Source organism: Actinomadura vinacea (assembly GCF_039532545.1).
Classification (GTDB): Bacteria; Actinomycetota; Actinomycetes; order Streptosporangiales; family Streptosporangiaceae; genus Spirillospora; species Spirillospora vinacea.
In genome coordinates this window covers 408,553-421,493 of sequence record NZ_BAAARW010000039.1, presented here as the reverse complement: position 1 = coordinate 421,493, position 12,941 = coordinate 408,553, and the positions used below count along the sequence as shown (strand labels likewise).

At 72.4% G+C, this 12,941-nt stretch carries 12 protein-coding genes; 6 read left to right on the top strand and 6 right to left on the bottom strand.

Annotated elements, in window-relative coordinates; all coding sequences use genetic code 11:
* Nucleotides 1-78 precede the first annotated feature (78 nt).
* From ABD340_RS43205 to ABD340_RS43190, 4 genes are read left to right on the top strand one after another with little or no spacing between them, the layout of a single operon-like run.
* Nucleotides 79-1,128: an ABC transporter substrate-binding protein gene (locus ABD340_RS43205; protein ID WP_344597385.1), complete on the top strand. Its 1,050-nt coding sequence runs from the start codon at nt 79-81 to the stop codon at nt 1,126-1,128.
* Nucleotides 1,129-1,176: 48 nt separating this feature from the next.
* Nucleotides 1,177-2,355: an ABC transporter ATP-binding protein gene (locus tag ABD340_RS43200; protein ID WP_344597383.1), complete on the top strand. Its 1,179-nt coding sequence runs from the start codon at nt 1,177-1,179 to the stop codon at nt 2,353-2,355.
* Nucleotides 2,356-2,360: 5 nt separating this feature from the next.
* Entirely contained in the window at nt 2,361-4,106 is a 1,746-nt protein-coding gene (locus ABD340_RS43195; RefSeq protein ID WP_344597558.1) for an ABC transporter permease, read from the top strand.
* Between the two features lie 56 nt (nt 4,107-4,162).
* On the top strand, nt 4,163-5,032 hold the full coding sequence (locus ABD340_RS43190; RefSeq protein ID WP_344597382.1) for a TIGR03619 family F420-dependent LLM class oxidoreductase: 870 nt from the start codon (nt 4,163-4,165) through the stop codon (nt 5,030-5,032).
* Between the two features lie 68 nt (nt 5,033-5,100).
* Here ABD340_RS43190 and ABD340_RS43185 read toward each other — a convergent pair whose 3' ends face one another.
* The 6 genes from ABD340_RS43185 to ABD340_RS43160 are packed head-to-tail and all read right to left on the bottom strand — an operon-like array spanning nt 5,101 to nt 10,786.
* Nucleotides 5,101-6,243: a thiolase family protein gene (locus tag ABD340_RS43185; protein WP_344597380.1), complete on the bottom strand. Its 1,143-nt coding sequence runs from the start codon at nt 6,241-6,243 to the stop codon at nt 5,101-5,103.
* Between the two features lie 13 nt (nt 6,244-6,256).
* Nucleotides 6,257-6,673, bottom strand: a complete 417-nt coding sequence (locus ABD340_RS43180; RefSeq protein WP_344597378.1) for a Zn-ribbon domain-containing OB-fold protein — start codon at nt 6,671-6,673, stop codon at nt 6,257-6,259.
* Entirely contained in the window at nt 6,670-7,098 is a 429-nt protein-coding gene (locus tag ABD340_RS43175; RefSeq protein ID WP_344597377.1) for a Zn-ribbon domain-containing OB-fold protein, read from the bottom strand. Before ABD340_RS43175 ends, ABD340_RS43180 begins: the two co-directional genes overlap by 4 nt.
* A complete protein-coding gene (locus ABD340_RS43170) occupies nt 7,095-8,282 on the bottom strand; it encodes a thiolase C-terminal domain-containing protein (RefSeq protein WP_344597375.1) in 1,188 nt (395 codons plus the stop codon). Before ABD340_RS43170 ends, ABD340_RS43175 begins: the two co-directional genes overlap by 4 nt.
* A 6-nt stretch (nt 8,283-8,288) precedes the next feature.
* Entirely contained in the window at nt 8,289-9,500 is a 1,212-nt protein-coding gene (locus ABD340_RS43165) for a CaiB/BaiF CoA transferase family protein (protein WP_344597373.1), read from the bottom strand.
* A 2-nt stretch (nt 9,501-9,502) separates the two neighbouring features.
* Nucleotides 9,503-10,786: a CaiB/BaiF CoA transferase family protein gene (locus ABD340_RS43160; protein ID WP_344597371.1), complete on the bottom strand. Its 1,284-nt coding sequence runs from the start codon at nt 10,784-10,786 to the stop codon at nt 9,503-9,505.
* A 105-nt stretch (nt 10,787-10,891) separates the two neighbouring features.
* On the opposite strand from ABD340_RS43160, the gene ABD340_RS43155 reads away from it, so the two are divergent.
* Together ABD340_RS43155 and ABD340_RS43150 are read left to right on the top strand one after the other, a co-directional pair.
* Nucleotides 10,892-11,611, top strand: a complete 720-nt coding sequence (locus ABD340_RS43155; RefSeq protein ID WP_344597369.1) for an SDR family NAD(P)-dependent oxidoreductase — start codon at nt 10,892-10,894, stop codon at nt 11,609-11,611.
* Nucleotides 11,612-11,796: 185 nt separating this feature from the next.
* A complete protein-coding gene (locus tag ABD340_RS43150) occupies nt 11,797-12,927 on the top strand; it encodes an ABC transporter ATP-binding protein (RefSeq protein WP_344597368.1) in 1,131 nt (376 codons plus the stop codon).
* Nucleotides 12,928-12,941 lie beyond the last annotated feature (14 nt).

Below are 12,941 nucleotides of genomic sequence, written 5' to 3'. Positions count from 1 at the left end.
GCCTTTCCCACCCCGCTCGCCCGGGCCCCCGCCCGAACGGGAGCCCGGAGGCAAGGGCCTTGTGCGAGGGAGTTCGCAATGACAAGGGACGTGAATCGCCGCCGGTTCCTGGGTGCCGTGTCGCTGGCGGCGGCCGTGGTGCTGCCCGCGGCGGCCTGCTCGGCGGGCCCCGCCCAGCCGGAGGGCAACGCGCCGGTCGCCGGATCCTGGAACGAGATCGTGGCCGCGGCCGAGAAGGAGGGCAAGGTCACGATCTACTCCAGCCACGGCACGGAGGAACTGAACGACTTCAAGGGCAGGTTCGAGAAGAAGTATCCGAAGGTCAAGCTGACCGTGGTGCGCGGCACCGACGCCGACCTCACGCCCAAGGTGGAGGCCGAGCGCAAGACCGGCAAGGGCATCGCGGACGTCTTCTTCGGCGCCAGCCTCGTCTGGGTCAAGGCCAACAAGGACGCCTTCGAGGCACCGCGGGGACCTTCGTTCGAGGCGCCCGCGTACAACAAGCAGACCTCCGTGCCCGAAGGCACCTACTTCCTCACCAACGCGGCCGTGCTGACCTTCGGCTGGAACACCAAGCTGTACAAGAAGGGGATCAAGGACTACCCGGACCTGCTGGACCCGAGCCTGCGCGGCGGAAAGATCGGCGTCATCAAGCCGGCCGCCCCCTCGATGGTCGACTTCTACCTCTACCTGCAGGAGACCTACGGGGCCGACTTCGTCAAGAAGCTGGCCGCGCAGAAGCCGCGGATCTACCCCAGCTCGCTGCCGATCGCCCAGGCGATCCAGTCCGGTGAGATCGCCGCCACCCCCTTCGTCAGTCCGCTGATCGATGAGAAGAAGTCCGGCGCGCCGGTCGACTGGGGGCTGGCTAAGAAGCCCTGGGGCGCCCTCTTCTGGGGCATGGCGCTCAAGTCCGCCCCCCACCCCAACGCCGCCCAGCTCATCGCCGACTTCATCATCGGCGAGCAGGGGCAGGAGGCGATCGCCCGCACGCACGCCTCGGTCCTGCCCAACATCCCGGGCACCGTCGGCAACACCTCGACCGTCCGGAAGCAGGACCTCGCCCAGCTCACCCCTGAGAAGGTCCGCGAGTTCCAGGCGAAATGGAACCAGGACTTCGGGTCCTAGGGCGCGAGACCGTTAAGTCGACTGGAATCGAGGTCACCCATGTCGTACGTGAGCGCCGAAGGTCTGACCAAGACCTTCAAGGGAAGACCGCCCGTCACGGTCATCGACGGGCTGGGGCTGGAGATCGAGGAGGGCGAGTTCCTCGTCCTCCTCGGCCCCAGCGGCTGCGGCAAGACCACGACGCTGCGCTGCCTGGCGGGCCTGGAGTCGCCGACGGCGGGACGGATCTCGCTGGGCGGCCGGACGGTCTTCGACGCCGCGAACCGGATCAACCGGCCGCCGGACAAGCGCAGCATCGGCATGGTCTTCCAGTCGTATGCGCTGTGGCCGCACATGTCCGTGCGCGCCAACATCGCCTACCCGCTCAAGGCCCGCGGCCTGAAGGACAAGATCAAGGAGGGCTGGGTCGAGGAGACCGCCCGGCTGGTGGACTGCGAGGCGCTGCTGGACCGGCATCCCGCCCAGCTGAGCGGCGGCCAGCAGCAGCGGGTGGCGCTGGCCCGCGGCCTGGTCGCCCGCCCCGACCTGGTGCTGTTCGACGAGCCGCTCAGCAACCTGGACGCCCGGCTGCGCGACTCGGTGCGGGCCTACCTGCACGAGCTGCACGCCAAGCTGGGCTTCACCGCGGTCTTCGTCACCCATGACCAATCCGAGGCGCTGGCGCTCGGCGACCGGCTCGCGATCATGCGGGCGGGCGAGATCGACCAGTTCGACACCCCGCGGCAGGTGTTCGAGAAGCCCGCGACCGAGTACGTCGCCGACTTCGTCGGCATGGCCAACCGGCTGCTGTTCGAGCGCGGCGCGGACGGGTGGACCTGCCAGGGCGCGCCCGTCGCGGGCGCGCCGCCGGCGGCCAGGTGCTCGCTGGGCGCGTCCGGGAGGTTGGTGGCGCGGCTGCGCCCCGAGGACGTGCACATCGCACCGGCGGGCGAAGTCCCCGGCGACGGCATGACGCTCCTGAAGGGCCGTGTCCTGGAGTCCGGCTACGGCGGACGCCACATCGACGCGACCCTCACCCTCGAGGACCGCGACGGGGCCGCGGCGGGCGACCGGCTGCACGTTCGGGTGCCGCTGGCCGGCCCGGGCGGCTGGGCGGGCGAACTCGCCGCCGGGCAGAAGGTCGCCGTCGGATTCCGTCCCGCCGATGCGCGCTTCTTCGACGACGACGGGGAACCGAGCGCCGCCTCCTCCGACGGCGGGGCGCGCCCCGCGCCCGTGGGCGCGTGACGGCGATGACGACGCTCACCGACACCGACGGCCCCGGCGCGCGGGGCCCCGCCCCCCAAGGCCCGCCGGCCGCTCCGGACGCGCCGCGGCGGTCCCGCCGGCTGCTCGTCCCGGCGGGCGCGGCCCTGTTCATCGGCGTACTCGGCTTCCTGGTCGTGATGCCGCTGATCCGCTTGCAGAGCGCGGCGTTCGCCGATGGCGCGCACGGCTACCGGATCGCGTTCGGGTCCCCGGGCACCGGCAAGATCGTCGGGACGACGATCGCGCTCGCGCTCGGCTCGCTGGTCGTCGCCATGGTCCTGGGCACGATGCTCGCCTGGGTCGCGACCCGGATGCCGCCCCGCTACCGGATCCTGCGGACGCTGCCGATCCTGCCGATCGTGATCCCCGCGATCGCCAACGTCACCGGCTGGGCGTTCCTGCTGTCCCCCCGGCCCGGCTACCTCAACGTCCTGCTCCGGCAGCTGCCCTGGTGGTCGCACCTGGAGAGCGGGCCCGTGGACGTCTACTCGCTGCCCTGGATCGTCCTCATCACCGGCTTCGGGCTGACGGCGTTCGTGTACCTGTTCGTCAGCACCGGGCTGCAGAACATCAGCCAGGAGCACATCGAGGCGGCGCAGGTCAGCGGATCGTCCCCGGTCGGGGTGTTCTTCAAGGTGGTGCTGCCGCTGCTGCGACCCGCCCTGATCTACGGCGGCGGCGTGGCGCTCCTGCTGGGCCTGGGGCAGTTCACGGTGCCGCTGCTGCTGGGCACCAACAGCGGCACCGAGGTGATCACCACGGCGATGTTCCGGTCGGTCTCGGAGTCCCCGGTCGACTTCGGCGCCGCCGCGGCCTACGGTTCGCCGCTGCTGCTGTTCGGCCTGGCCGTGGTCATCGGGCAGAAGCTCGCGCTCGGCGACCAGACCCGGTTCGTCACCCATGGCGGCAAGGCGTTCCGCTCCGTCGGCGGCACCTCCAAGGCCGCCGTGGCGGTGATGATCGGCTACACCCTGGTCGCGACCGTGCTGCCCCTGGCCGCGCTCGTCGTCGTCGCGCTGTCGAAGTTCTGGAGCGGCACGATCGGCCTCGACTCCTTCACGCTCGCCAACTTCCGCACGGTGCTGAACGAGCCCGGGATCGTCGACGCCATCGTGATGAGCGTCATGGCCTCGCTCACGGCCGTGGCGATCGTGCTGCCGGTGGGTTTCGTGGCCGCCTCCATGCTGCTGCGCTGGCGCCGGTTCCGCACGGTGCACGCGCTGCTGGACTTCATCATCGCGCTGCCGCTCGGCATCCCCGCGGTCGTCTTCGGCGCCGGGTTCCTGCTCACCTACACCAGCCCGCCGCTGATCCTCTACGGCTCCCGGTGGGTGATCATCCTGGTCTACGTGACGCTCATGCTGCCGTTCGCGACCCGCATGCTGCTGTCGGGCATGATCGCGCAGGGCACCGCCTACGTCGAGGCGTCCCGGGTCAGCGGGGCCGGGCCGCTGGCCACCGACGCGCGGATCGTGCTGCCGCTGCTGCGGACCAGCCTGGGCGGCGCGGCGGCGCTGATGTTCGTGCTGCTGACGCACGAGTTCTCGGCGTCCATGCTCGTCCGCGCCCCCACCACGCAGGTGATGGGCACGGTGATCTTCGACTACTGGCTCAACGGCTCCTACCCCACGGTCGCCGCGATCGCGCTGGTCATGACCGCCGTCACCGCGACGGGCGTGGTGGCGGCGATGGCCGCCGGCGGCGGGACCGGCGTGTTCGACAAACTCTGAGCCCACCCCGCTGCCCACCCCACCGCACCAATCGCGAGGCCCGCTGGAGGCGAAGCATGAGGATCGGCCTGTCCGCGTACGACATGGAGCCCCGCGACCTGCTGGATCTGGCCGTGGCGGCCGACGAGCTCGGGTTCGAGGGGATCTGGCTCGGCGAGCATCTCGTCCTGCCGTTCGGATACGCCAGCGAGCACCCCTCCACCGGGCAGAGCGCCCACCAGCACCACCCCGGGGCGGTCGTCGATCCGGCCACCGAGCTGATGGATCCGCTGGTGGCCCTCGGCGCCGCCGCCGCGTTCACGCGCAGGCTGGGGCTGGCCACCGGGATCTACCTGCTGCCGCTGCGGCACCCGCTCGTCACCGCGCGGGCGGTCGCCACGCTCCACGAGGTCTCCCAGGGACGCTTCAAGCTCGGCGCGGGCGCGGGGTGGCTGCGGGAGGAGTTCGACGCCCTCGGCGTCCCGTTCGAGCGGCGCGGCGCGCGGCTCGAAGAGACCCTGACCGTGCTGCGGAAGGCGTGGAGCGGCGGCCCGTTCGAGCATCACGGTGAGCACTTCGACTTCGGTCCGGTGCAGGTCAGCCCGCGTCCCGTCCCGGTGCCGGTGGTCCTGGGCGGGAACTCCGATCTGGCACTGCGCCGGGCCGTGCGGCTGGGCGACGAGTGGTTCAGCTCCGGCACGCCTTCGTTCGAGGACGCCCTCGCCCTGCGCGGCCGCCTCGACGCCCTCTGCGCCGAGGCGGACCGCGGGACCGAGCTGCGCCGCCACTTCCGGGTGGCCGGCTGGGACGCCGACCTGCTCCACCAGTACGAGGCCGAGGGCTTCACCGACGTCGTGCTGTGGGCCGACCAGGTGTGGATTAAGGGCCCGTTGGAGGAGAAGCGGCGCAGCCTCGCGCGGGCCGCGGAGAAGATCGGGCTCGGCTGACCACCGGCCGAAAAGCGACCGCCGCCGAGGATCCCTCGGCGGCGGTCGCTTCGTTGCGGGCGATTCCCTCAGGTCGTCAGGACGGTGCAGGCGCTCACGCCGGGCGCGCCGTACACGTGCGTGAAGGCGGCCCGCGGGCTGCCGGGCACCTGGCGGGGACCGGCGGCCCCGCGCAGCTGGAGGACGTTCTCGTAGACCTGCCGCAGGCCGGAGGCGCCGATCGGCTCGCCGTTGGCCAGGCAGCCGCCGTCGGTGTTGACCGGGAGGGCGCCGCCGATCGCGGTGGCGCCGCTCGCGACGAGGTCGCCCTGCTCGCCGTGCTCGCACAGCCCGCACTCCGCCATGTGGATGATCTCCGCGCCCGACTCGGTGTCCTGGAGCTGGGCGAGGTCGATCTCCCGCGGCCCGATGCCCGCCGCCTCGAACGCGGCCCGCGCCGCGTCCACGCTGGGGCTGCCGGCCCGTTCGGGCGCGATCCACGGGCTGAACACCTCGAAGGAGCCGAACCGCCGCGTCCGCAGCTCGGCCGCCCGCAGGTAGACCGGCGCCGCGGTGTAGCGGCGGGCCAGGTCGCCGCGGCACAGGACCATGGCGACGGCGCCCTCGCCGGGCGAGCAGAACATGTACTGCGTGAGCGGATGGCTCAGCATCGGGGAGGCGAGGACCTCCTCCTCGCTCAGCGGTTTGCGCCGCCAGGCGTTGGGGTTGAGCGAGCCGTTGCCGAACGCCTTGACCGCGACCTTCGCCAGCGTCGCGGGCGCGATGCCGTGGTCGTGCAGGTAGCGCTGCGCCTTCATGCCGAAGAACTGCGTGGTGACCATCAGCCCGGTCTCCCCGTACCAGGGGCCCAGGCCGAGCGAGACCGGGTCGGGGTTGAACGCGCCGCGCGGGTGCTTGTCGAAGCCGATCACCATGCCGAGGTCGACGGCGCCGGCCTCGATCGCGTTGACCGTCGTGGTCAGCGCGCTGCCGCCGGTGGCGCAGCCGTTCCACACGTTGACGAACGGCACGCCGGTGAGCCCGAGGTCGGCCACCAGCGAGTCGGCGTCGCCGCCGTCCCTGCTGCCGCCGGCCGCGAACCGGATGTCGCCCCAGTCCACGCCCGCGTCCTTGAGCGCCTCCCGCGCGGCGTGCGCGCCCTGCGCGCGCCCGCCGACGCCCTCGTGGCGGCCGAACGGATGCATGCCGATTCCGATGATCGCGACGTCCATGGGTGTGCTCCTCTCAGCCGCGCGGCGCGAAGGCGAAGGTGACGACGCGCGTGCCGTCCGCGTCCGTGGTGAACGGTTCGAGGACGAGGTCCACCGGGGCGCCGATGCGCAGCCGCGCCGGGTCGTTCTCGGTGAGCCGCGCCTCGACGATCACCTCGCCGTCCAGGTCGACGTAGCCGACGCCGTACGGCTCGAACGGCTCCGGCCCCGTGTACGGCGGCTTCGGGCGGAAGCCCTGCACGGTGAACGACCACAGCGTGCCGCTGCGCGGGAGCGGCCTCTCCTCCATGTCCACGCGCGCGCACCGGGGGCAGGAGTCCTGCCGCGGGAACGTCGTCGTGCCGCACGCGCGGCACCGGGCGCCGATCAGCGCGGGCCCCTCGTCGCCATCGGTGAACAGGCCCTCGGCGACCGGTCTGCTCGCGGTCATCCCGCCTCCTCTTCCTCGGCGGGCTCCCACTGCGGCAGCACCGTCCCGTCTCCGGCGTCCTCGAAACGCACGCGCATGGGCTGCCCGGCCCGCAACTCCGGGCGGCCGGGCAGGAACCCGGCCAGGCGCACGCCCGCGGGCTCCTCCAGCTCGACGAGCACGGCCGTGTACGGCACCGGGTAGGCGGGGTGCACCTGGTGCTCGACGACCGTCCAGCTGTAGAGGCGGGCCCGTCCGGGAACGGGCCGCCACCAGGTGTCGTCGCCGCCGCAGCCGAAGCAGTGCGCGCGGGGCAGGTGCAGCACCTGCCCGCAGTCGCGGCACGTCCGGACCACGACCTCGCCGCGGGCGGCGGCCTCCCAGTGTCCGGCGGTGTCGGGGTCGTCCAGGACGGGCAGCAGCCGTCCCGCTTCCGGCCCGCTCATGACCGCACCAGGAGCAGCGCGCTGGTGCCGGGCGGCGGAGCGGAGGTCACCAGGGACACCTCGGCCCCGGCCACCTGGTTCGTGGACTCGCCGCGGATCTGGCGGACGCCTTCGACGATGTGGTTCATGCCGTGGATGTATCCCTCGGAGAGATGGCCGCCGCTGGTGTTGACCGGGATGGCGCCGTCCAGACCGAGCGCCCCGCTCATCGCGAACGGGCCGCCCTCGCCTGGCGGGCAGAAGCCGTAGTCCTCCAGCTGGAGCAGCAGCGTGATGGTGAAGCAGTCGTAGAGCTGGGCGACGTCGACGTCCTCGGGGCCGAGCCCGGCCCGGCGGTACAGGGTCTCGGCCGCGGCCCGGGAGGGCATCGTCGTGACGTTCTCGCGCAGAACCGCCGGCCACATCATTCCGGGTTGGACGCGCGGGCCGCCGGCCTGGGCGACCGCCCGGATCAGGGCCGGCGGCTTGCGGCAGTCGGCCGCCCGCGCCGCGGAGGTGACCACGACCGCGCAGGCCCCGTCGGTCTCCAGGCAGAAGTCGAACAGCCGCAGCGGCGAGGAGATCGGCCGTGCCGACAGGCAGTCGTCGACGGTCAGCTTCCGGCTGTGCATCTGCGCCGCCGGATTGGCGTTGGCACGTTCCCGGCAGGTGACCGCGACGTGCGCGAGCGCCTCCTCGGTCAGCCCGTTCTCGATCATGTGGCGGCGGGCGATCATCGCGAAGAACTGGCCGGCCGTCTGCAGCCCGTGCGGGAGGAAGTACTCGTCGTAGGTGCCCTTGCCGCCGACCCGCTCGGTGCCGCTCGCCGCGGTCCGGCCGAACCGGCGTCCCGAACGGCCGTTCAGCGACCGGTACACCACCACGGTGCTCGCCTGCCCGCTGACGATCGCGGCGACCGCCTGGCCGACCATCGCGCACGGCGCCACGCCGCCGGGCCCGACCTCGGACCAGTACGACAGCTCGGCGCCGAGCGAGTCGGCCAGCGCGTTGATCGACACCAGGTCGTGGTCGCACTTGACCAGCCCGTCGACGTCCGCGGGCGTCAGCCCGGCGTCCGCCAGGGCGGCCTTCGCGGCCTCCGTCGCCAGGCTCAGCTCGCTGCGCCCCGAGTCCTTGGAGAACTCCGTCGCCCCGATGCCGACGATGGCGCACCGGTCGCGGTGGGAGAACGTCTCGTCACGCACCGGCGATCACCGCCCCGCCTCGACCGGGGCGGAGGAGGACGCGTCGTCCACCGCCCGCAGCACCTCCGCCGTGTGCTCCCCCAGCCTCGGCGGGCGCCCCGGTGCGGAGGGCGGGGCCGCGGAGAAGCGGTACGGGCTCGTCGGGAACAGCGCGGAGCGGCCCTCGTCCAGCTCGACCGGCGCGAAGAACCGGCGCTCCGTCAGATGCTCGTCTTCGAGCAGGTCCTCCAGGGCGTACAGCGGGCCGATCGGCAGGCCGCGCCGCTGCCCCTCGTGGTACACGGTGGCCGAATCCTGAAGGAGGAAGAAGCACTCGATGACCTCCTGCACGTGGTCGAAGTTGCGCTGCCGGTGCTCCAGGCCCCCGTACTCGGGGGCGACCAGGTCGGCGGCCAGGCCCTGCTCGTCCATCCACTCGACCAGCGCGTTCCACGGCTTGTGATCGGCCAGGATGAGCGCGAAGTAGATCCACCGGTCGTCCCCGCACCGGAACAGCGTGGGCTGGGTGTTCACCGGCTGCGCGTGCCGGCACGTCTGCCGCTGGACCAGGACCCGGGGATAGAACCAGTACGGGTTGGCCAGCTCCACGGTGACCGCCAGCGACTCGTGCATGGACACGTCCACCAGCTGCCCGAGGCCGCTGAGGCGGCGTTCCAGCAGCGCCATCAGCAGCCCCGTGTGCGCGAAGCTGGCCGCGGTGTGGTACCCCTGGTTGCCGCCCGGCCGGATCGGCGGGATCGAATGGTCGTCGTAACCGCAGCTCATCAGCGGCCCGCCGGCCGCCAGCGCCACCAGGTCGCTGGACCGGTAGTCCGCCCACGGCCCGGTCAGCCCGAACGGCGTCACCGACAGCACCACAAGGCGCGGGTGGGCCTCCAGCAGGAGGTCGTAGTCCAGCCCCGCCGCCGCGGCCTCGCTCGGCCGCAGCCCGATCAGCAGGACGTCGGCGCCCGCGACCAGGTCCTCGAACGCGGCCCGGTCCTCGCCCGTCCAGTCGAGCACGACGCTGCGCTTGCCGCCGTTGTAGAACCAGAACGTGAGGCTGTTCTCGGGCCCCTCCACGTCCCCGGCGAACGGCCCGGTCCGGCGCGTGGGCGACCCGCCGGGCGGCTCCACCTTCACCACGTCGGCGCCCATGTCGGCCAGCAGCTTGCCCGTGTACTCGCCGCCCGGATCGCCGGACACCTCGATCACCCGGAGCCCCGCGTACGCGTCCACGTTCAGATCACCCCCGCGTCGGCCAGTTCCCGCACCTCGTCCGCGGACAGGCCGAGGATCTCGGTGTAGACGTACTCGTTGTCCTCGCCCAGCAGCGGCGCCGAACGCCAGTCGTCCTGGGCCGTGCGGGAGAACCGCACCGGCGAGCCCTCGAACCGGGCGGGGCCGATCACCGGGTGGTCCATCTCGAAGAACGTCCCGCGGTGCGCGATCTGGGGATCGGTCTCGTTCAGGTCGCCCGCGTGCTGGGCGGCGCCCGCCCGCACGCCCCGCTCCTGCAGCAGCTCCATGACCTCGTGCGGGGTGCGGCTCCGCGTCCATTCGGCGATGTGCCGGTCGAGCTCGTCCTGGTGCTCGTGGCGGGCGGCGGCGAACCGCGGGTCGGCCGCCCAGGGCGGATCGCCCATGGCGGCGACCAGCGCGCGCCACTCCTCGTCGTCGAAGACCGCGATGGCGACCCACCGGTCCTCCCCGGCGCACGGGTAGACGCCGTGCGGCGCGGCCTCCGGGTGCCGGTTGCCCATCGGGAAGCCGGGGCGGCGCGTGCCGCGGCCGTTCACGGTGGCGTCCAGCAGGAGCGGGCCGGCCAGGTTGACGCCGACCTCCACCGCCGACACGTCGATCTCGGTGCCCTCGCCCGTGGCCTCCCGCCGCAGGATCGCCATCATCAGCGCCGCGCTGTTGTAGTAGGCGGCCTGGTTGTCCATGTACGACAGCCCCCAGCCGGACGGCTCACGCCCGGGCAGCCCGCTGATCTGCGACAGCCCGCTGACCGCCTGGACCACCGGGCCGTAGCTGCGGTAGTGGTGGTGCGGGCCGCTGTGGCCGAAGCCGCTCATCCGCCCGTAGATGACCTGGGGCGAGAGCTCCCGGAGCCGCTCGTAGGTCAGCCCCCACCGCTCCATGACGCCCGGCGCGAAGTTCTCGGTGACGACGCCGCTCGCGGCGATCAGCCGTTCCACCAGTTCCCGGCCCCGCTCGGTGCCCATGTCCAGCGTGATGCCGAGCTTGTTGCGGTTGTAGTTGTTGAAGAGCCCGCCCTTGTCCGGATCGGGGTCGGCGTCCTCGTCCCCGTAGGAGCGCGGGTCGTCCTTGTAGATGGGGAGCCGCCGGGGCATGTCCAGCCGCCGCCGGTTCTCGATCTTGATGACCTCGGCCCCGAAGTCGGCCAGCAGCCTGGTCGCCACCGATCCGACGCCCATCCAGCAGAAGTCCGCCACCCGCACCCCGGCCAGGGGCCCCGTCCGGGGCCTGGGCCGGCGATCGAGCTGCGCCGTTGAGTCCACCTGCGACCTCCCACGAGTCGACCCGATTGCTCGCACCCTATTTCTCATGAGGAAATGGCACAAGCCCTGCTTGACCGGTATCATCATGATGTTTACAGTTGCGTGGTGAAGAGACTCCAGGGCAAGTCAGCGATCATCACCGGCGGCGCGAGCGGCATGGGCGCGGCCGAGGCCCGCGCCTTCGCGGCCGAGGGCGCGCACGTGACCATCGCCGACATAGCCTCCGGCGAGGCCCTGGCCGAAGAACTCGGCGCCCGCTTCCACCCCCTCGACGTCACCGACGCGGACCAGTGGCAGTCCCTGGTCGCCGCCGCCGAGGAGGCCTACGGCAGCGTCGACATCCTGGTCAACAACGCCGGCATCGTCACCTGGGGCGGCGTCGCCGACCTGGACGAGGCGGCGTTCCGGCGCGTCCTGGAGGTCAACACCGTCGGCACGTTCCTCGGGATGCAGGCCGTCACCCCCGCGATGGAACGTGCCAGCGGCGGCTCCATCATCAACATCGGCTCCACGTCCGCCTTCGTCGGCGGCCCCAGGGCGGTCGCCTACACCGCGTCCAAGTGGGCCGTCCGGGGCATGACCAAGGCCGCCGCCCTGGAACTGGCACCGAAGGGGATCCGCGTCAACGCCGTCCACCCCGGCGTCATCCAGACCCCCATGAGCGCCGCCGCCGGCGACCGCACCAGCGGCACCCCGCCGCTCGGCCGCCTCGGCACCCCCGCCGACGTGGCCGCCGTGGTCGTCCACCTGGCCTCCGACGAGTCCGCCTTCACCACCGGCGCCGACCACGTGGTCGACGGCGGCCGCATCGCCGGCCATCCCTGACCCCCACGGCCGGCGGCCGCCACCGCGAGAGGCACTCACTCTCGGTTGATTGCCATCGCCTATCGCCCGCGCCCGGAAGATCCGGCGTTTTCGCAGGTCATTCTACGAAAGATGGTCCTTTCCCGGCGATCTGCCCACGCCTTGCGTTCACCCTCTGGTCACGGAGCGCTGCTGCACTCTCCGCCGTGAGCGGTATTCGATTGCAAGGACTGACACGGCGGTTCGACCAGGTGACCGCCGTCGACGAGGTGTGGCTGGACGTCGCCGACGGCGAGTTCCTGGTGCTGCTGGGCCCCAGCGGGTGCGGCAAGTCCACGCTGCTGCGCATGATCGCCGGGCTGCTGGAACCGTCCGCCGGGCGGGTGCTGCTGGACGACGCCGACATCACCCACACCCCGCCGCAGCGGCGGGACCTGGCCATGGTGTTCCAGAGCTACGCGCTCTACCCGCACCTGTCGGTCGGTCGCAACATCGGGTTCCCGCTGCGCGCCAGAGGGCTGTCCAAGGCCGCCATCCGCGCCGAGGTCGCCAAGGTCGCGGCCATGGTCGACCTGACCGAGCTGCTGGACCGCAAGCCCCGGGAGCTGTCGGGCGGCCAGCGGCAGCGGGTGGCGCTCGCCCGGGCCCTCGTACGGGACCCGGGCGCGTTCCTGATGGACGAGCCGCTGTCCAACCTCGACGCCAAGCTGCGTGCCACGACGCGCGCGGAGATCACCGCGCTGCACCGCAGGCTGGGGGCCACGGTCGTCTACGTCACCCACGACCAGGTGGAGGCGATGACCATGGCCACCCGGATCGCGCTGCTGAACGAGGGCCGGGTGGAGCAGACCGGCACCCCCGCCGAGGTCTACGACGAGCCCGCCTCGGTGTTCGTCGCCCGTTTCCTCGGCTCGCCCCCGATGAACCTTCTGGACGCGACCCTGCACACCGCCGGGAACGCCCTGATGGCCCGCGGGCCCGAACTGGACGTGGCGCTGGGCATCGAAGGGCCCGGCATCGAGGGCGGACTCCCCGATCGTGCGGTGACGCTGGGCGTGCGTCCCGAACATCTCAAGGTCGTCCCGCCCGAGGGCGCGGGCTTCCGCGCGCAGGTCACGGCCGTGGAGAACCTGGGCGGCGACGAGGTCGCGCACTGCCGGACGGGATCCGCGCAGGTGAGCGTGCGCGGGCCGCGTCCGCTCGGGCTCTCCACCGGCGATCGCGTGGGGCTGTCGGCCCGTCCCGAGCACCTCCATCTCTTCGACGCCGGCAGCGGGCGCCGGCTGGTCTGGCAGCCCGCCGCCAGCCCGGCCGACGTCGAGCCGACGACCGTCTGACCTCGCCCCCCTTC

Coding starts and splice junctions, on each gene's coding strand:
- ABD340_RS43205 (WP_344597385.1), top strand. CDS start 79: ATGACAAGGGACGTGAATCGCCGCCGGTTCCTGGGTGCCGTGTCGCTG.
- ABD340_RS43195 (WP_344597558.1), top strand. CDS start 2,361: ATGACGACGCTCACCGACACCGACGGCCCCGGCGCGCGGGGCCCCGCC.
- ABD340_RS43190 (WP_344597382.1), top strand. CDS start 4,163: ATGAGGATCGGCCTGTCCGCGTACGACATGGAGCCCCGCGACCTGCTG.
- ABD340_RS43185 (WP_344597380.1), bottom strand. CDS start 6,243: ATGGACGTCGCGATCATCGGAATCGGCATGCATCCGTTCGGCCGCCAC.
- ABD340_RS43180 (WP_344597378.1), bottom strand. CDS start 6,673: ATGACCGCGAGCAGACCGGTCGCCGAGGGCCTGTTCACCGATGGCGAC.
- ABD340_RS43175 (WP_344597377.1), bottom strand. CDS start 7,098: ATGAGCGGGCCGGAAGCGGGACGGCTGCTGCCCGTCCTGGACGACCCC.